Annotated in this window: 18 protein-coding genes; 12 read left to right on the top strand and 6 right to left on the bottom strand. The window is 63.4% G+C overall.

Annotated features, from left to right (window positions below):
* The first annotated feature begins 79 nt into the window (after window positions 1-79).
* Both V1290_RS19160 and queG read left to right on the top strand, forming a co-directional pair.
* Window positions 80-772, top strand: a complete 693-nt coding sequence (locus V1290_RS19160; protein WP_334365853.1) for a glutathione S-transferase family protein — start codon at window positions 80-82, stop codon at window positions 770-772.
* Window positions 721-1,944: a tRNA epoxyqueuosine(34) reductase QueG gene (gene queG / locus V1290_RS19155; protein WP_334365852.1), complete on the top strand. Its 1,224-nt coding sequence runs from the start codon at window positions 721-723 to the stop codon at window positions 1,942-1,944. Before V1290_RS19160 ends, queG begins: the two co-directional genes overlap by 52 nt.
* 105 nt (window positions 1,945-2,049) lie before the next feature.
* Here queG and V1290_RS19150 read toward each other — a convergent pair whose 3' ends face one another.
* The gene (locus tag V1290_RS19150; protein ID WP_334365851.1) at window positions 2,050-2,517 is read right to left on the bottom strand and encodes a nuclear transport factor 2 family protein; all 468 of its coding nucleotides are present in this window, start codon (window positions 2,515-2,517) and stop codon (window positions 2,050-2,052) included.
* Between the two features lie 74 nt (window positions 2,518-2,591).
* Window positions 2,592-3,398 carry an alpha/beta hydrolase gene (locus V1290_RS19145; RefSeq protein WP_334365850.1) on the bottom strand — a complete coding sequence of 269 codons (807 nt, stop codon included), beginning with the start codon at window positions 3,396-3,398 and terminating at the stop codon, window positions 2,592-2,594.
* A gap of 224 nt (window positions 3,399-3,622) precedes the next feature.
* Here V1290_RS19145 and infC point away from each other — a divergent pair, with 224 nt between their 5' ends.
* Window positions 3,623-4,162, top strand: coding sequence for a translation initiation factor IF-3 (infC, locus tag V1290_RS19140; RefSeq protein ID WP_028347926.1), 540 nt, complete (start codon window positions 3,623-3,625; stop codon window positions 4,160-4,162).
* A gap of 148 nt (window positions 4,163-4,310) precedes the next feature.
* Here infC and V1290_RS19135 read toward each other — a convergent pair whose 3' ends face one another.
* Window positions 4,311-4,742: a hypothetical protein gene (locus V1290_RS19135; protein WP_442894998.1), complete on the bottom strand. Its 432-nt coding sequence runs from the start codon at window positions 4,740-4,742 to the stop codon at window positions 4,311-4,313.
* 265 nt (window positions 4,743-5,007) lie between these two features.
* Between V1290_RS19135 and rpmI the strand changes: the two genes are divergently transcribed.
* The 8 genes from rpmI to V1290_RS19095 all read left to right on the top strand — a co-directional run bounded on the left by rpmI (window position 5,008) and on the right by V1290_RS19095 (window position 12,292).
* A complete protein-coding gene (rpmI, locus tag V1290_RS19130; protein ID WP_008539890.1) occupies window positions 5,008-5,208 on the top strand; it encodes a 50S ribosomal protein L35 in 201 nt (66 codons plus the stop codon).
* 77 nt (window positions 5,209-5,285) lie between these two features.
* Entirely contained in the window at window positions 5,286-5,645 is a 360-nt protein-coding gene (rplT, locus tag V1290_RS19125) for a 50S ribosomal protein L20 (RefSeq protein WP_028347928.1), read from the top strand.
* A 225-nt stretch (window positions 5,646-5,870) separates the two neighbouring features.
* On the top strand, window positions 5,871-6,953 hold the full coding sequence (gene pheS, locus V1290_RS19120; protein WP_334365849.1) for a phenylalanine--tRNA ligase subunit alpha: 1,083 nt from the start codon (window positions 5,871-5,873) through the stop codon (window positions 6,951-6,953).
* On the top strand, window positions 6,950-7,339 hold the full coding sequence (locus V1290_RS19115; protein ID WP_334365848.1) for an ASCH domain-containing protein: 390 nt from the start codon (window positions 6,950-6,952) through the stop codon (window positions 7,337-7,339). Before pheS ends, V1290_RS19115 begins: the two co-directional genes overlap by 4 nt.
* Before the next feature lie 9 nt (window positions 7,340-7,348).
* Window positions 7,349-9,802, top strand: coding sequence for a phenylalanine--tRNA ligase subunit beta (pheT, locus tag V1290_RS19110; protein ID WP_334365846.1), 2,454 nt, complete (start codon window positions 7,349-7,351; stop codon window positions 9,800-9,802).
* 218 nt (window positions 9,803-10,020) lie between these two features.
* Window positions 10,021-10,791: a sulfite exporter TauE/SafE family protein gene (locus V1290_RS19105; protein WP_334365845.1), complete on the top strand. Its 771-nt coding sequence runs from the start codon at window positions 10,021-10,023 to the stop codon at window positions 10,789-10,791.
* Window positions 10,792-11,039: 248 nt separating this feature from the next.
* Window positions 11,040-11,288: a hypothetical protein gene (locus tag V1290_RS19100; RefSeq protein WP_334365844.1), complete on the top strand. Its 249-nt coding sequence runs from the start codon at window positions 11,040-11,042 to the stop codon at window positions 11,286-11,288.
* On the top strand, window positions 11,270-12,292 hold the full coding sequence (locus tag V1290_RS19095) for an IS4 family transposase (protein ID WP_334365843.1): 1,023 nt from the start codon (window positions 11,270-11,272) through the stop codon (window positions 12,290-12,292). Before V1290_RS19100 ends, V1290_RS19095 begins: the two co-directional genes overlap by 19 nt.
* A gap of 92 nt (window positions 12,293-12,384) precedes the next feature.
* Here V1290_RS19095 and V1290_RS19090 read toward each other — a convergent pair whose 3' ends face one another.
* Window positions 12,385-13,101 (bottom strand): ATP-binding protein, encoded by a 717-nt coding sequence (locus V1290_RS19090; RefSeq protein ID WP_334365842.1) that lies wholly within the window; start codon window positions 13,099-13,101, stop codon window positions 12,385-12,387.
* A complete protein-coding gene (locus V1290_RS19085) occupies window positions 13,101-14,498 on the bottom strand; it encodes a flavin monoamine oxidase family protein (RefSeq protein WP_334365840.1) in 1,398 nt (465 codons plus the stop codon). The genes V1290_RS19090 and V1290_RS19085 overlap by 1 nt, the downstream gene beginning before the upstream one ends.
* 189 nt (window positions 14,499-14,687) lie before the next feature.
* Between V1290_RS19085 and V1290_RS19080 the strand changes: the two genes are divergently transcribed.
* Complete coding sequence (locus tag V1290_RS19080) at window positions 14,688-15,686, top strand: YiiX/YebB-like N1pC/P60 family cysteine hydrolase (RefSeq protein WP_334365839.1); 999 nt, start codon at window positions 14,688-14,690, stop codon at window positions 15,684-15,686.
* A 138-nt stretch (window positions 15,687-15,824) separates the two neighbouring features.
* On the opposite strand, the gene V1290_RS19075 is transcribed toward V1290_RS19080, so the two are convergent.
* Window positions 15,825-17,975 carry a TonB-dependent receptor gene (locus tag V1290_RS19075; protein WP_442894997.1) on the bottom strand — a complete coding sequence of 717 codons (2,151 nt, stop codon included), beginning with the start codon at window positions 17,973-17,975 and terminating at the stop codon, window positions 15,825-15,827.
* Window positions 17,976-18,058: the final 83 nt, after the last annotated feature.

The following is an 18,058-nucleotide window of genomic DNA, read 5'->3' as shown; positions in this document are numbered from 1 at the left end:
GCTCTAGTATTGCGATTCGCATGACGCGGCTCGACCGCTCGGGTTCCTTGAGCGTCGCCGCGAATTGTTCAAGGATTTCATGTACACGCTCTATCATCATCCGTTCTGTCCGCATTCGCGCTTCATTCGCCTGGTGCTGGGCGAACACGGCCTCGACCTGCGCCTGGTGGAAGAGCGAGCCTGGGAGCGGCGTGAAGGGTTTCTCGCGCTCAATCCCGCGTGCACCACGCCGGTGTTGATGGCTGACGGCTTTCCGCCGATTCCCGGCGCTGGCGTCATCGCCGAATATCTCGACGAGACGCATGGCCTGGAGGCCGGCGAGCGGCGGCTGTTGCCGGCGTCGATGGCGGAGCGCGTCGAGGTGCGCCGGCTGATGGCGTGGTTCAACGAAAAATTCTTCGAGGAGGCATCGAATCCGCTGGTAACCGAGCGCATCTATAAGCGTTTCATGAGCGAGGAGAATGGCGGCGGCGCGCCGGCGGCCGATGTGATCCGCGCAGCCAAGGCCAATGTGCGCTATCATCTGGCCTATATCGGCTGGCTGGCGCAGACGCGGAACTTCCTCGCCGGCGACCGGCTGAGCTACGCGGATCTCGCCGCCGCGGCGCACCTTTCGGCGATCGATTATCTGGGCGATGTGCCATGGAGCGAGGACGAAGCGGCAAAGATGTGGTACGCGCGGGTGAAATCCCGCCCGTCGTTCCGCCCGCTCTTGAGCGAGTGGCTGGCGGGCGTGCCGGCGTCACGCACCTACGTGGACCTCGACTTCTGAACCAGGCCGTCAAGCTCTCCGCCAGCGATCTAAAGTCCGCGCTCATGCGCGAAGCCGCGACGCTCGGTTTCGATTGCATCGGCGTCACCGATCCCGGCGCGCTCGGCAATGCCGGAAAGTATTTCCGCGAGTTCCTCGATGCCGGCGCGCATGGCGACATGGACTGGCTCGCCGCTCAGCCCGAGCGGCGGATGGATCCGTGCGTGCTATGGCCGGGCGTACGGTCGATCATCATGCTCGGCTTCAATTACGGACCCGATGACAATCCGCTCGCGCTCCTCGAAAAGCGCACACGTGGCGCAATCTCCGCCTATGCCCAGGGCGACGACTATCACGACGTGATCAAGAAGCGCCTGAAGACGCTGGCGCGGTGGCTGGTCGCGGCATCGGGCGAGGAAGTGAAAGTGTTCATCGATACCGCAGCGGTGATGGAAAAGCCGCTGGCGCAGGCGGCAGGGCTAGGCTGGCAAGGCAAGCACACCAATCTGGTCTCGCGCGAGTTCGGCTCATGGCTGTTTCTCGGCGCGATCTTCACCGCCGCCGAGCTGCCGCGCGACACTGCCGACACCGACCATTGCGGAACCTGCAACGCCTGCCAGGAGATCTGCCCGACTGCTGCGTTCCCCGCACCTTACAAGCTCGATGCCAGGCGCTGCATTTCCTACCTGACGATCGAGAACAAGGGCCCGATCCCGCACGAATTTCGCAAGAGCATCGGCAACCGCATCTATGGCTGCGACGATTGCCTCGCCGTGTGCCCGTGGAACAAATTCGCGCAAAAAGGCCGAGAAACCAAACTCGCCGCGCGCGCGGAATTGCGCGCGCCTTCGCTAGGGGAGTTGGCGCGGCTCGACGACGTCGCATTTCGCGCTCTGTTTTCGAAATCGCCGGTCAAGCGCATCGGCCGTGACCGGTTTGTCCGCAACGTGCTGATCGCGATCGGCAATGCCGGGGATGCGGCGCTGGCGGTTGAAGCAGAGCGATTGCTTGACGATGCAAGCCCGCTCGTGCGTGGCGCAGCGGTCTGGGCGCTGTCGCAATTGATGGAGCAGGAGAGATTCGACGCGCTGGCTGCGAGGGCGATAAGCGCCGAGGCTGACATAAATGTGCGCGAAGAGTGGCGCCTAACCCTGGCGCAACGCAAGCCGGTGGCGAACGTGCCGCCGCCGTAGATCTCACCCGTCATTGCGAGGAGCGAAGCGACGAAGCAATCCATCGTCCCGCATACGCCGAACTATGGATTGCTTCGCTCGCAATGACGGCGGAGAGATTAGCGCTCAGGCCAAATGCCGCTTCATCTCCGGCCGCGCCTTCAGCGCCGCGCCTTGCTTGGCAACGATCTTGGCGATCCGCTCAGGCGCGAATTTGAGGTCGACGAAGGCCGGCGCGGTGTTGGCGACCTCGTGATATTCCATGATCTTGCCGTCGCGCAGCCGCATGATCGCGACGCCCTCGAACATCGCCCGCGCCCCTTTTGCTTCCGGCAGCGTCGAACGATAGCTGAACGTATAGCGCGCATAGAGCGCGTGGTCGTCACTGACGGGATCATGCATGTCCCAGCGAAAATCGGTCGCCGTGCGGTAGAACCAGTCGTCGATCATGTCAGCGATTTTGGCCCGGCCCTCGAACGCACCATAGAACACGTCGTGATAGACGCCGTCTTCCGTAAACAGTTCCGCGAACGCCCTGCCGTTGCGCTGCTCGACCGCGTCGCAGAAGGCGCGGAGCATGGTTGTGGTGTTCACGGTGTTGCCTCCCGAACTCGTCATGCCCCGCGAAGGCCTTCGCGGACGATGACACCGTAGCTACCGGTGAGAACTTACCCCATCTCCGCCACCGCAGCGATGATCCGCGCGATGTCCTGCGGGCGGGACAGACGGTGGTCGCCGTCCTGGATCATGGTCAGCACCACGTCCTCGGCCGGCAACCGGTGCGCCAGCGCGAAGGCATGCTGCCAGGGCACGTCGGGATCCTGCGCACCCTGCAGGATGCGCACGGCGCATCCAACCTCGATAGCGCTGCCGAGCAACAGGTGGTTGCGGCCCTCCTCGATCAGTGCGCGCGTGACCGGATAGGGTGCGCCGTCGCCATACTCCGAAGGCCGCATCCACACGCCCTTGGTCCTGATCTCCTCGCGAACCTCGTCGGAGAAGCTGTTCCACATCAATTGCTCGGTGAAATCAGGCGCCGGTGCGATCAGCACCAGGCCAGCAAGCGTCGCAGGCGCTGCCTCACGCTCGGCGATGGCGCGCGCCAGCAGGAGCGCCAGCCAGCCGCCCATCGATGAGCCGATCACGACCTGCGGGCCCCGGCAGAACTGCTCGAATACAGCAACGCTGTCTTCCAGCCAGCGTCCGATAGTGCCATCGATGAAAGCGCCGCCCGATTCGCCGTGGCCGGAATAATCGAATCTAATACAGGCCCGGCCATGTTCCGCAGCCCAAGCGTCCAGCGCGAGCGCCTTGGTGCCCCGCATGTCGGAATTGAAGCCACCGAGCCAGAATAGCCCGGGCCCGCTGCCGGCGCGGGCGCGCACCGCGATCCGGCGGCCGGCGGCACGCTCCCCCACCTCGATAAAGGTCGGTTCCTGGTCGATTTGCGCTGAATTTGTCGCTGAATCAGTCATGGATCTGTCACTCTCGCCCTGCCGCTTTGTCCGCGAGCGCGCTCTATCGGTCAAGCACGAGACCGCCCGGCGCTTGCGGATCAGGCCGCCGCGCTATATTTGCCGGACGTGACCGAAATGCCTCGCATTTGACGGTTTTCGGGCGCAGACCGCGAGTTCGCTTGCTGTCTTGAGCGTATTGCTTCAAACTGCGGCCCTTCTTTCACAACTTTGGAGAGTTACCCATTCGCCGTCCCAACAGAGCCCCGCCCGCTGCAACCAAAGACGGGCCGCGCACCAATGATGATATCCGCAACGCGCAAATCCAACTGATCGATCAGAACGGCACCAACCACGGAACGGTCGAGACCGTGGTCGCCATCAAGATGGCGCTCGAGGCGGGTATGGATCTTGTCGAGATTTCGCCGAACAACAATCCTCCCGTCTGTAAGATCATGGACTACGGGAAGTTCAAGTATTCGGCACAGAAGAAAGCCGCCGAGGCGCGCAAGAAGCAGAAGATCGTCGAGATCAAGGAGATCAAGCTGCGGCCGATGATCGACGATCACGATTACGACGTGAAAATGCGCGCCATGCAGCGGTTCTTCGAGGAAGGCGACAAGGTGAAGATCACCTTGCGCTACCGTGGCCGCGAAATGGCGCACCAGGAGATCGGCACCAAGCTCCTGGACAAGGTGAAGGCCGACGTCGCCGAATTCGCCAAGGTCGAGCAGGACGCCAGATTCGAGGGACGCCAGGTCGTGATGGTGCTGGCGCCGCGCTAAGTTGAGTTAGTAGAATCGAAAGCGGCCCGTCGGATGATCCGGCGGGCCGTTTTCGTTGGTGACGATTGCGTTCCCCGGATGCTGCGCAACGCCAACAGCGCGTTCACGCGCTTGTCGCGCTGCATCGCGTCCGGGACACGAGTTGGATCTAGGTCCGCGTGGCCTGCCAGGTGCCGCTGCAGTAGTCACCGGTGATGATGCCGCGCCACCGGCCTGCACCATAGCTGCCCACAAGCCGGCCGCCGCCGCTCGCGCGGGATGCGCCGACCGAAACACTGACCGCAACCGCACCAGTGCGACTGACTGATCCTGAAACCCTGCCGCCGCCAGCCGATGAAACCCGGCTGCCGATAACGGTGAAGGGAACGCGATAACCGGAACTGCAATTACCCCGCGTCGTGGCAAACACCACGTTCCAGATGCCATCATAGGCTCGGACCGCCCTGCTTCCCCTCCGCGCGGCTTCGGCTGTGTCCGGGGCTGCCATCACGGCCAGCGCGACGAAAACAGGAAGCCAGCGCGCGGTGCGCAGGCCAAAAGAAGCGCCAAAACGGGCGATCAATCGCTGAAAATGGGCCATTTGTTCCTGCTCCGGGCGCGGATGGTTAAATGACGTCAGCGGGTAGGTAGCGACACTGCCTTTCGCGGTTCATCGTTGCCATTTGGCGCTTCCTCTGCCATAAGCCCGACCTTCATCGCCCGGCTGATCAAGGGCTGCCGTGTCGATGTCCGTGCGGGTTGCCTCGCTTTTGAGAAAAACCTGAGCACTTTCAACGCTCTAACGAGCATTTTAAGCCGCAAAAGCGCCCCTCGGGCGCGTTTTTCTGCGGCCACAGGAGAGCCAAATGCCCAAGCTGAAGACCAAGTCAGGCGCTAAAAAGCGCTTCAAGGTGACTGCCACCGGCAAAGTGATGCACGCCCAGCGCGGCAAGCGCCACGGCATGATCAAGCGGACGAAGAAGCAGATTCGTCAGCTCCGCGGCACCCGCGTGCTGTTCAAGACCGACGGCGACAACGTCAAGAAGTACTTCTTGCCGAACGCCTGATCGCGTTCACGTCATTACAGCCGAGCCGCGCCCGCGCGGCGATCCCGTCATCTTGTTTCTGATCAAGGATACCAGTCATGTCTCGCGTCAAACGCGGTGTGACCGCTCACGCCAAGCACAAGAAAGTCTACAAGGCCGCCAAGGGTTTTTACGGCCGCCGCAAGAACACCATCCGCGCCGCCAAGGCCGCGGTCGAGAAGGCCGGGCAATATGCGTTTCGCGACCGCAAGCGCAAGAAGCGCACCTTCCGTGCGCTCTGGATCCAGCGTCTCAATGCCGCCGTGCGTCCGTACGGCATGACCTACAGCGTCTTTATCAACGGCCTCTCGAAGTCGGGCATCACGGTGGATCGAAAAGTGCTGTCGGATCTCGCCATCAACGAGCCGGCGGCGTTCCAGGCGATTGCCGAGAAGGCCAAGGCCGCGCTGGCGGCCTAATTCGCAATCGCTGCGGCGTTCTTGCAATTCCGGTGTCATGCTCCGCCTTGTGCGCAATTGCGCACTGGGGCGGGGCATCCAGTAACCACCGACCGACATTTTGACTCCGGGGGTTACTGGATCATCCGCCTTCCGCCTTCGCTCGTTGAGCTTCGGCGGACAAGTCGCGGATGGTGAGGGTCCCGTTTGGACTGCGAGCGCGCGTTGCCCAAAGGTACCGTCGCCATGTCCGACCTAGCTCAACTCGAATCCCAAATTCTCGGCCAGATCGCTGCCGCCGGCGACGAAGCCGCGCTCGAAGCCGTGCGCGTCGCAGCACTCGGCAAGAAGGGCTCAATCTCCGCGCTGCTCGCCACCCTCGGCAAGATGTCGCCGGACGAGCGCAAGACACAAGGCGCCGCGATCAACCTCGCCAAGGATAAGGTGACGCAGGCGCTCTCGGCGCGCCGCGACATCCTGAAGTCGGCCGCACTCGATGCCCGGCTTGCCTCCGAGACCATCGACGTCACCTTGCCGTTGCGCGAGACGCCTGCCGAACAGGGCCGCATCCATCCGCTGAGCCAGGTCTTCGAGGAAGTCAACACGATCTTCGCCGATATGGGATTTGCGATCGCCGAAGGTCCTGATATCGAGACCGACGATTACAATTTCACGAAACTGAACTTCCCCGAGGGCCATCCGGCGCGGGAGATGCATGACACCTTCTTCTTCAATCCGAAGGAAGACGGTTCGCGCATGCTGCTGCGTACCCACACCTCGCCGGTGCAGGTGCGCACGATGTTGTCGCAGAAGCCGCCGATCCGCGTGGTTTGCCCGGGCCGCACCTATCGCATCGATTCGGACGCGACCCATACGCCGCAATTCCATCAGGTCGAAGGCCTCGTGATCGACAAGAGCTCGCATCTCGGCCACCTCAAATGGATTTTGCACGAGTTCTGCAAGGCGTTCTTCGAGGTCGACCATATCAACATGCGGTTCCGCCCGTCGTTCTTCCCGTTCACCGAGCCCTCGCTCGAGGTCGACATTCAGTGCCGCCGCGACAAGGGCGAGATCCGTTTCGGCGAGGGCGAGGACTGGCTGGAGATTCTTGGCTGCGGCATGGTGCATCCGAACGTGCTGCGCGCCTGCGGCATCGACCCTGATGTCTATCAGGGCTTTGCCTGGGGCATGGGCATCGACCGCATCGCGATGCTGAAATACGGCATGTCCGATCTCCGGCAATTGTTCGAGAACGACGTGCGCTGGCTCTCGCATTACGGCTTCAAGGCGCTCGACGTGCCGACGCTGGCGGGGGGATTGAGCACGTGAGTGCCGTCCCTGCGAAATATCAGGGTTTGCGCTCCTTCGCGTTCGGCGACGGGCCGGAGCTTGCCGACGAACTGCTCGACCTGGTGATCAAGGGCGTGAAGACCGCGACCTGCTCTACCGAGGACGAGCCGAACACGTCGACGCCGGGCGAGCAATGGATTGTGCTCGACGGGCGCGGCGAGCCACGTTGCGTGATTGAGACGATCGAAGTCAGCTACCGCCGCTTCCCCGAGGTGGATGCTGCCTTTGCCTGTGAAGAAGGCGAAGGCGACCGCAGTCTCGCCTACTGGCGGCAGGCACACCGCAAATATTTCGGACGGCTAGGCCGGTTCAGCGAAGACATGACGCTGATGTGTGAACGATTCCGGCTGGTCGAGGTTTTCTAGGAACACACAATGAAATTCACGCTCTCCTGGCTGAAGGAACATCTCGACACCGACGAGCCGCTGGAAAAGCTTGCCGACAAGCTCACCATGATCGGGCTCGAGGTCGAGAGCATCGAGGACAAGGCGAAGGCGCTCGCGCCATTCTCCATCGCGCGGGTGATCTCGGCCGAGCAGCACCCCAATGCCGATCGTCTGCGGGTCTGCATGGTCGACACCGGCAATGGTGCTGCGCCGGTGCAGGTGGTCTGCGGCGCGCCGAATGCGCGCGCTGGGCTCGTCAGCGTGTTCTCGCCGCCCGGCACGTTCATCCCGGGCAAGAACATCACGCTCGGCGTCGGCACCATCCGGGGCGTCGAGAGCCGCGGCATGCTGTGCTCGGCGGCGGAGCTGCAGCTTTCCGAGGACCATGACGGCATCATGGAATTGCCGGCCGATGCGCCGATCGGCAAGGGTTATGCCGAATGGGCTGGGCTTGGCGATCCCGTGCTCGAAATCAACCTCACGCCGAACCGGCAGGACTGCACCGGCGTGCATGGCATCGCGCGCGATCTCTCCGCCGCCGATATGGGCAAGCTCATCGACCCCGGCATCAGGCCGGTGAAGGGCGAATTCCCCTGCCCGGTGAGAGTGACGGTCGAAGATGCGACGCTGTGTCCGGGCTTCGCGCTGCGGCTGGTGCGCGGCGTCAAGAACGGCCCCTCGCCGGAATGGCTGCAGACGCGGCTGACCGCGATCGGGCTGCGGCCGATCAATGCGCTGGTCGACATCACCAACTTCATGACCTACGACCGCGCCCGCCCGCTGCATGTGTTTGACGCCAGGAAGGTGACGGGCAATCTCACAGTGCGCCGCGCCAAGGAAGGCGAGAGCCTGCTGGCGCTCGACGGCCGCACCTACACGCTCGATCCCTCGATCTGCGTGATCGCGGATGAGCACGGCGTCGAATCGCTCGCTGGCATCATGGGCGGCGAGACTTCCGGCTGCGACGAGAATACATCAGACGTGCTGATCGAATCGGCGCTGTGGAATGAGATCAACATCGCGCAAACCGGGCGCAAGCTCGGCATCAATTCGGATGCGCGCTACCGCTTCGAGCGCGGCGTCGATCCGGCCTTCATGGTGCCGGGGCTCGAGCTCGCGACCAAAATGGTGATGGAGCTCTGCGGCGGCACGCCGTCCGAGACGGTGGTCGTCGGCAATGCGTTCGGCGATGACCGCATCATCGATTTCCCGCTGAGCGAGGTCAAACGTCTGGCGGGAATCGAGGTGCCGCTGGTCGAGATGCGGCGCATCCTCGGCCATCTCGGCTTCATGGTGGCCGGCAACGGCCCGGTGGTGAAGGTCGCCGTTCCCTCCTGGCGCACCGACGTGCACGGCAAGGCCGACATCGTCGAGGAAATCGTCCGCATCGTCGGCGTCGACAAGGTGCCGATGACGCCGTTCGAGCGCGGCGACGAAGCGCGCAAGCCAGTGCTGACCACGATTCAGTCCCGCACCCGCCGCGCCAAGCGCGCGCTGGCCACACGCGGCATGGTGGAAGCCGTGACGTGGTCGTTCATCTCCAAGCCGCACGCTGAGATGTTCGACCGCGATCCGCCCAGCGCTTTGCCTGACCATGCGCTGGCGAACCGCCGCGGCCACCCTGAACTGTCGCTGGCCAATCCGATCGCGGCTGATATGTCCGACATGCGGCCGAGCCTGCTGCCCGGTCTCGCGACGGCGGCGCAGGCGAATATCAACCGCGGTGTTCCGGATCTGGCACTGTTCGAAGTCGGACAGGTCTTCGCCGGCGACAAGCCGGGAGATCAACTGGTTGCAGCCTCCGGCGTGCGCCACGGCTATGCCTCTTCGAACGGCACGGGCCGGCACTGGTCCGGCTCTGCTCAGACCGACGCGCTCGACGCCAAGGCCGATGCGTTCGCGGTGCTCGCGGCGGCCGGCGCGCCGATGCAGGCGCTGCAGATCGTTCCCGGTGGACCTGCGTGGCTGCATCCCGGCCGTTCCGGCACGATCCAGATCGGACCGCAGAACGTGCTCGGCTATTTCGGCGAGCTGCATCCGCGCGCGCTGGAGGCGCTCGGCGCCGATGGCCCGATGATCGCGTTCGAGGTGATCCTCGACCGCATTCCCGACGCCAAGAAGAGGCCGACCCGCGCCAAGCCGCTGCTCGAACTCTCCGCGTTCCAGCCGGTATCGCGCGACTTTGCCTTCATCGTCGATCGCGCCGTCAAGGCCGGCGACATGGTGCGCGCGGCGCAAGGCGCGGACAAGAAGCTGATCACGGACGTAGCCGTATTCGACGTCTATGAAGGCAAGGGCATCGATCCGGCCAAAAAGTCGATCGCGATCGCTGTAACGATCCAGCCGCGCGAGAAGACGCTGACGGATCAGGAGATCGACGCCGTAGCGGCGAAGATCGTGGCCGAAGTGACGAAGAAGACCGGCGGCACGTTGCGGGGATGAGCCGACGGGTCTGACAGGATAACCGCACGACGAGCTGCAACCTCTCCCGCTTGCGGGGGAGGTCGCATCGCATCGAAAGATGCGATGCGGGTGGGGGCTCCCTCCTCTCGAACAGTCTCATTTGTTGCGACACCCCCATCCCAGCCTTCCCCCGCAAGCGGGAGAAGGAGCCCACCTCTGATGCGGTCGCAGCTCAACCCAATCTCAGGCGCTAAAGAATGAACTCGCTTGGCCTGATTCCACCCGACATCAGTCTCAACGCCGCCCTCGCGATTTGCGCAGTCGCCTTCGTCTCGGGAACGGCGCGGGGTTTTTCCGGCTTCGGCGCGGCGCTGATCTTCATGCCGCTGGCCAGCTCGATCGCCGACCCGCGGCTGGTGGCCGCACTGCTGCTGATCATCGATTTCGTCGCCGCCGCGCCGCTGTTGCCGAATGCGTGGGAGAAGGCTGACCGCAAGGCGACTGCGGTCATAGTGGTGGGCGCGCTGATCGGCGTGCCGATCGGGACCTATTTCCTGAGCCGGTTAGAGCCGGTGACGACGCGCTGGGTCATTTCCGTCTTCGTGTTCGCATTGCTGTTGCTGCTGCTCTCGGGCTGGCGTTACCGCGGCAAGGACCACGTGGCGGTCTCGATCGGCATCGGCGGGCTGTCAGGCTTTTGCAGCGGGCTGGCCCAGACCGGCGGCCCACCGATCGTCGGCTACTGGCTCGGCCGCCCGATTCCGTCCGTGATCGCCCGCGCCAACATCGTGCTGTTCTTCGGCGCCTCGGATTTCTTCTCCGCCGTGAGTTACACCGCGACCGGACTGATCACGATGGATGCGATCAAGCTCGCGCTGGTGGTCGGCCCCGTCTACGGCATCGGCGTCTGGTTCGGCGCATCGCTGTTCGGCAAGGCCAGCGAAGCCGTATTCCGCTCGATTTGTTACGCGCTGATCGCGGCCGCGGTGATCTTCGGGTTGCCGGCGCTGGATGGAGTGCTGCGGTGACGTCACCGTCGTCCCTGCGAAAGCACTAGGGCATCTACACGTCTTGGGGACGCGACAGATTGACTCGGGGCGGCATGATGTGCGTTCGCCGCAGCGTTTTGTATGATTCTCTCTCTGGCGCTTTGATTCGAAGGAGCGCCAGAGATGCAGCAGGAACCGGATTTGTCCCTGGGTAAGTTTGGAGACGTTCGCCTCGATAAAAGGGGGCGGCGCTTCTCCGGGCTATGCTTTGCACGCGCAGTGTCTGTTTGCGCCAGATGGCGCAGGGCAACTGGGCCGCGAACATGGCGTTCTGGCGGTTTGTGAACAATCCGCAAGTCACGATCGACAAGCTGATTGAAGGCTGGAGCCTGCAGACGTCGATGGCGGTCAGCGGGCGTCATGTGCTGTCGATCCAGGACACCAGCGAGATCAACTTCCACACTCGTCCGGGACATCGGCGCGACTTGGGCAAGGTCGGCAAAGGCAATGCTGCGGCGTGCTGCTGCATGCCATGATGGCGGTCGATGCCGATAGCGGGGTCTGTCTCGGGCTCACCGGCGGTGAGGTGTGGACGCGCAAGCGCAAGGCCAGGATCGCTCACGAGAAGCGCGCCTTGGCCGACAAGGAATCGGCGCGCTGGGTGACGACGGCTAAGCAAGGCTGCGAGGTTCTGGTCGCTGCTCGTATGATCACCGTCGTCAACGACCGCGAGGGGGATTTCTTTGCTCACTGGTCGCTGACACCCGCTGACAATGTCCACCTCCTGTCGCGCGCCATGCACGACCATGCGCTGGTCGATGGCGGCACGCTTTATCAGGCGGTCGCGCGGGCCCGCTTCTGCGACAAGGCGGTGATCGATCTACCAAAGCGAATGGATCGCCACGGTCGCCAGGCCCACCTCTCCATGCGCCTGGGAACCGTTGTGCTCAAACGACCGCAGCGCCCCGGCGTGAAAGACCTGCCACAGGGCGTCAAAGTCAGCTTCGTGGAGGTCGTCGAGTTGCACCCCCCGAAGAGCGCCAAGCCCATTCATTGGTTGCTCCTGACCACTCATCCGGTCGTCACCGCCGCCGATGCCTGGCGGATCGTCTCCTGGTACAAGCAGCGCTGGATCATCGAACAGCTCTTTCGCTCGCTGAAGAGCCAGGGTCTGCGCATCGAGGATAGTCAGCTCGACAGCGCTGAAGGCCTGATCAAACTCGTGGCGATCGCCACCAGAGTAGCATGTATCGTCATCCAGCTCGTTCAAGCCCGCAATGGCGGCGAACAATTGCAGGTCGAATTTGTGTTCACGCCGGACGAGATCGAAGCGCTCAAGGCCATCAACAAAACCCTGAAAGGCCGCACCGAGCTCCAGAAGAACCACCATCGCCCCAACACTGTCGCCTGGGCGGCATGGATCATCGCAAAGCTCGGCGGATGGACCGGTTACGCCTCTCATCGCCCACCTGGACCAATCACCTTCCACATGGGAATGGCTCGCTTCCAACTCCTCGTATATGGCCCGGCAAGCGTGTAGATGCCCTAGTGCGAACGCAGGGACCCATAACCACAGGCGCTTGGGATTCGAATTGGATGTAGCCCCAGCGCGCTACAGCACTACCACTGTGGCTATGGGTCCCGGCTCGCGCTTCGCTTGGCCGGGACGACGGAAGATTCACTATCCAACACCAGATCGCAATACGCATACCCGTCGCGCTCGACGCGCTCGCCGGTCATCGCCGCAAGTCGTCGCGAAAACATCGGCCCTGCCACGACGCAGGTGTGAAACTCGCCGTTCTCGCCGCAGGGATCGATACCGTCCGGCAAGTCGGCGAGCAGCGTTGCGTCGAATTTCCGACCGGCAAATTCCGCCGGCAGCTTCTTCAGATCGACGGTCGCAATGTGGGCTTCCAGCCCGCTTGCGATCATTGCTCGCGCGAGCTCCGGCGTTGGCCGCTCCCAGAGCGGAAACAGCGGCGTGATTCCGGTGCCTGCCAGCTTCTGTTCGCGATAAGCGCGGATGTCGGCCAGGAACAGATCGCCGAAGATCATGTGCGTGACGCCGTCGGCAACCGCTTGCGCGACTGCCTCGCCCATCCGCGCTTCATAAATCTCGTTCGGACAGGGATAGGGAATTGCCACGACCCGCTGCGGCAGGCCGGCGGCCTCGCATTGCGCCTGCAAGATCTCCTGCCGCACGCCATGGATCGAGACGCGGCCGAACGTCTCGGTCACCGTGGTCAGCGCGCCGACCACCTCGAATTCTCCCGCGCGCAGCACTTCATGCAGCGCAAAGGCTGAATCCTTGCCGCTCGACCAGGAGATCAGTGCTTTGGGACGGGCCATCAGTTGCTCGGAGACGGTGCGCGCCGCCGCTGCTTCGCTGGCCGCGCCTCCGGTTCGGGGTCCTTCAACGCACCGATCCGCCGCAGTGCCGCATCCGCCGCGCGTTCGCCGCTCTCCCAGGCGCCGTCGATCGTTCCCCACAGCGTTTCATGGGTCGCCTCGCCCGCGAGATACATGCAGCCGATCGGATCGGTCAGAACCTTTCGCGATGACTGCCCGCCAGGACCGGCCGCTGACATCGCGCCGAGCGCGAACGGCGCGGCGTTCCAGCGCGTCGCGCTCGATTTCGTCACCGCGGCGGCCGCCTCGCTGCCGTACAGCTTCGTCAGCCATTCCACCGCAAACGCCACCATGGCCTTCTCGCCCTGCGCGGAAAGATCGCGGCCGAACGAGCCGCCGACATCGAGGGTGCAGAGCGACGAGCCGCCGATATTGGCTGATATCAGCGCCGTCTTGGTCGAATTGCTCTGCTCGATGACGACGTCGTCACGGGCGAGGCCGAGCGGATTGCCCGTCATCTGCAGCGCGATCCGGTCGTAGCTGCCGAGGCTGAGTTTCGAAGCCGCGTCGAGCATGCGCTTCGGGAGGTCGGGCGCGAATTTGATATTGCCGGCCGCCAGCACGTTGCTCGACACTGTGACGACGGCAGCGCGGGCGACGATCTTTCCGGCAGGTGTTTCCACCATGACGTCGCGGTTGCTCCAGATGATGCGATTGGCGGGCGTCGACAGTGCCACCGGCACCTGCTCGCCAAGTTTTGCGATCAGCGTGCCCAGTCCCTGGCGGCAGCCAATCGCGATGTTGCGGTCCTGCGCGCGCGACTTGTCGCCGACCGAGACGTCGTTCAGATCCTTGCCGGAGAAGCCGGCCCCGAGCACAAATTCTGCCGTGCCCGCCCAAACGCCGAGATCCTTCGGCAGCACCGAGGCGCAGGAAACATCGAACCGCCGCGCGGCGTCGTCGATGGCGCGGTTGGTACGAACCAGCGCTGCCAGAAACTCTTCGGTCTCGCCGGCGCGGGCATTGCGGCGGCCGATGCGGATCTTCTGGCCCGATGGCGCGCTCGTGATCTCTAGCCCGGCCGCCCGCGCCAGCTTGATCATCGGATTGGTCTCGGGATTGTGCATCCAGCGCGCGCCGCGGTCGAACGGTACGTCGAAAGTCGAAACGTCGGTCTGGCAGCGGCCGCCGATCTGGCTTGCTGCCTCCACCACGATCACCCTGCGGTTCGCCGCCATGATCCGCCGCGCCGCAGCAATGCCGGCCGCGCCTGCGCCAATCACCACGATGTCGGCATCCCGCGGCAAGGGCGCGGCCCCCGCACGTGAACCAGACAAAACCGGAACCGCCGCCAGGCCTGCGGACGCCGACAGAAAGGTGCGGCGGGTCAATGTCATGTCATGGTTTCCAGGACCTGAAGGACGCGAGAACAGCTAGCGAACTGTGCAGCATCTCACGTGACGCAGCAACACTCATGGTAAATCAATCATGATTGACCCGCATCTCGCATGAACTAAATTGAAACGGCTTGCGACCATGATAAGGAAACAAAAAAAGCGGAAGAAAAGCCGCTCTGGGGGAGTTTCATGGGCGTAATGCTCGACACCATCGGCCAGTTGATCGCGGGCTACCTGCAGAAGGAAGTCCCGGGCTATGAGCCGTTCACGCCCAGCGACCCCGAACATCTGCGCGGCGTCATCGAGCCCGGCGATGTGCTGCTGGTCGAAGGCAACAACCGGATCTCCGGCATCATCAAATACCTCACGCAGTCGACCTGGTCGCATGGCGCGCTCTATGTCGGCCCGGTTGACGGCGCCACCGAGCCCGACGGCGAGCCGCATGTGCTGATCGAGGCCAATATCGGCGAGGGCGTCACCTCGGCGCCGCTGTCGAAATATTTTCCCTATCACACCCGGATCTGTCGGCCGGTCGGCCTGTCCTACGAGGACCGCACCACGGTGTGCCGCTACGCCATCAACCGGATCGGCTTCGGCTACGACACCAAGAACATCGTCGACCTGATGCGCTATCTGATTCCGTTGCCGATACCGCAGCGATGGCGGCGGCGCATGATCGCGTTCGGCTCCGGCGATCCCACCAAGATCATCTGCTCGGCGCTGATCGCGCAGGCATTCGACGCCGTGCGCTATCCGATCCTGCCGAAGATTACCCGCGCCGCCTCGCGAAAGGCCCGGCGCGAAATCCTGCATATCCGTGATTCCTCGCTCTACATGCCGCGCGATTTCGACATCTCGCCCTATTTCGAAGTCGTCAAACCCACCATCGTGCACGGCTTCGACTACACGGCCCTGCACTGGGCCGACAAGCAGAAGCCGCTCCCGGAGGTAGCGGGCCAATTCGGTGTGTTTCCAGAGGTCAAGTCGCCGCCGCTTGTTCCTGAAGAGATTGACGAAGAGACGCCGCTTCCGGCTGCGGCTGAAGAAGTGACTGTTGAGGAAGTCACCGTCGAAACCGCGATGATCGAACGCATCACCGTGTCGGAACATTATCTCGCCGTCGAATATGTCCCGGTCCGCCAGCCGGAGCGCCGCATGAGGCCGCGCACACCGGAGATGACGGTGTAGAGGGGGCAAAGCGACTTGTCCGCCGTAGCTCAACGAGCGAAGGCGGAAGCGTGCCCACCATTAAATGCTCACCATTAAGAGAGACACTCCGGATGGATGGTGGTCACGGCGCTGACGCGCCTTTGCCTACCCTCCAATCTAAAATCTTCCCGCCAGCGTCAGCCTCACGGCCAACGGCTCGGCCGGATGAACATGACGATCGGCCACGCCGCCTGTCGGCTCGCCCGGCAATCGCGACAAGTAGTAGTACTCGATCTGGTTGGTCTTTGCGTTGAAGAGATTGAGCACGTCGAGCTGCAGCCGCAGGCCATTGTCGAATTTGTAGCCCGCGCGTGCATTGAAGATCAGCGCTGATTGCGAACGGATGGTGTCGTCCTCGACCAGGGGACGCGGGCCGAAATAGCGTCCCCGCAGCGCGCCGAACCAGCCGGCCTCGCCGCCAAATGTCACACCGCCGCTCGCGACCCATGCCGGCGCGCCCGGGATGAAATTTCCGACCGGATCGACATCGGTAAAGCGGGCGCGGGTGTAGGCGACATCGAAATCGAGCCGCATCCACGGCAGCACCTGATACTGGTTGGTCCATTCGACGCCGACGCGCCGGCTCGGCCGGCTGGCTTCGGTCGTCCCGGCGTCGCCGACGAACAGCAACTCCGAATCGAAGTCCAGTACGAACACCGCAAGTGAACTGGTGAGGCCTTCGACCGCCTTGGTGCGGACGCCAATCTCGGCGCCCTTTGATCGCACCAGTAGCGGCACGCGATCCTGCGGCGTCACCTTGTCGATCGGATCGACCGTGATGGTCGTACCTCTGATATCATTGGAGTGCAGGCCGTAACCGGCATTGCCGTAGAACTCGGTCTTGTGCCACGGCCCCAGCACGATACCGGCTTTGGGGCTCGTCATCGACGCCTGTGCGTTTCCCGAATTTTGCGGCGTGTCGCTGACGACGCGGCCCGCAAAATAGTTCTCACGAATACCGACCGTGGTGCGCAGCCAATCGGTCCAGCGCGCCGTCGTGTCGGCCCACAGGCCGACATTGCCTTCTCTCACGCTGTCTTCGCGAACGGTCGAAAGCGTCTCGCGCTGCAACGTCTTGAACAGGCCGACCAGGATATCATCACCGCGCGTTTGCAATCCGATGCGGGTCTGCGTTTCGATCCCGCCCACGCGTACATCGAAGGCGTGGCTGGCGTTAAGGCCATAGACCGTGCGTCGATCCATCTGGCTGAACTGATCGCCATTGACGGGATCGTCGAGAAAATAGGTGAAGTTGTTGTAGAGCCGCAGCGACGAATTGATCACATAGGCGTTGACCTTGCTCTGTCCGTATTGGCTCGACTGCGCCCAATTGCTCGACAGCGAAAATCGGCTCGAGACGCCGCCATCGGTCGGATCGAGCGTCCCGAACCGGCCGATCAAACCCTGGTCGATCGCGCGCTGCGCCACCTGGTCGGTCGAATTCCAGCCGTTGGAATAGGCCATAGCCGACAGCGTGAACCCGTCGGTAGCGGTGCCCTGGCTGTAGCGCAGCACGCCGTTCAGCTTGCGCACATTGTCAGGCACGTCCCACGGACCGTCATTCCTGACGCCCTCGAAGGCGGCGAGCAACGTGCCCGCGCCGACCGCTGTCGATCCTGCCGCCAGCGCGCGGCGGTAGCCAAAGCTTCCGAACGTTAGCTCGGCGATGTTCTTCGGGAGCCTGTTAATATAGTCGATGGCAACGGAGCCCGCGGAGGCAAAGTCGCCGCGGTCGGCGAAGTAAGGCCCCTTTCGCACGGTGATCGACTGCACCAGCTCGGGAATCATGAAATTGATGTCGGCATAGCCCTGACCGTGGCCATGGGTCGGCATGTTGACCGGCATGCCGTCGACCGTGATGGCGAGGTCGGTGCCGTGATCCAGATTGAAGCCGCGCAGAAAATACTGGTTGGCTTTGCCTTCGCCGGAATGCTGGATGACGATCAGCCCTGGCACCACCTCCAGCGCCTCGCCGACGCGCGCGAATGGCTGCGCGTTCACTTCCGCGCCGCTGATGGTCATGGCGCTGGCAGCGGTGGGCTGCATGTATGCCGGCCCTGCAGTCGCGGACTCCGACGTCACGCCGGTGCTGACCTGCGGTGGAACGGGCACGCTTGGTTGAATTGCTGATGGATTTCGCGCGGTACGCTCGCGGCGCGGCGGCCTGGGCCGGTTGCGCGGCCTCGCTTCGGGGGGATAGACGGTCACGGCAGGAAGCTCGCCGGACGCAGGCGCCGCGACGTTCTGCGCGTCCGCTGCGGGCACCATGACAAATAATGACGCGGCGGAAAACACTCCCCAGGCAGCTCTACGCAACGCTCATGCCCCCGCATGATAACTGCTACAGTCGG

It is taken from the genome of Bradyrhizobium sp. AZCC 1578 (assembly GCF_036924675.1).
In the GTDB taxonomy this organism is placed as follows: domain Bacteria; phylum Pseudomonadota; class Alphaproteobacteria; order Rhizobiales; family Xanthobacteraceae; genus Bradyrhizobium.
Note: the sequence above shows the minus strand (reverse complement) of the source record. Positions and strands in the feature narration are given on the sequence as shown.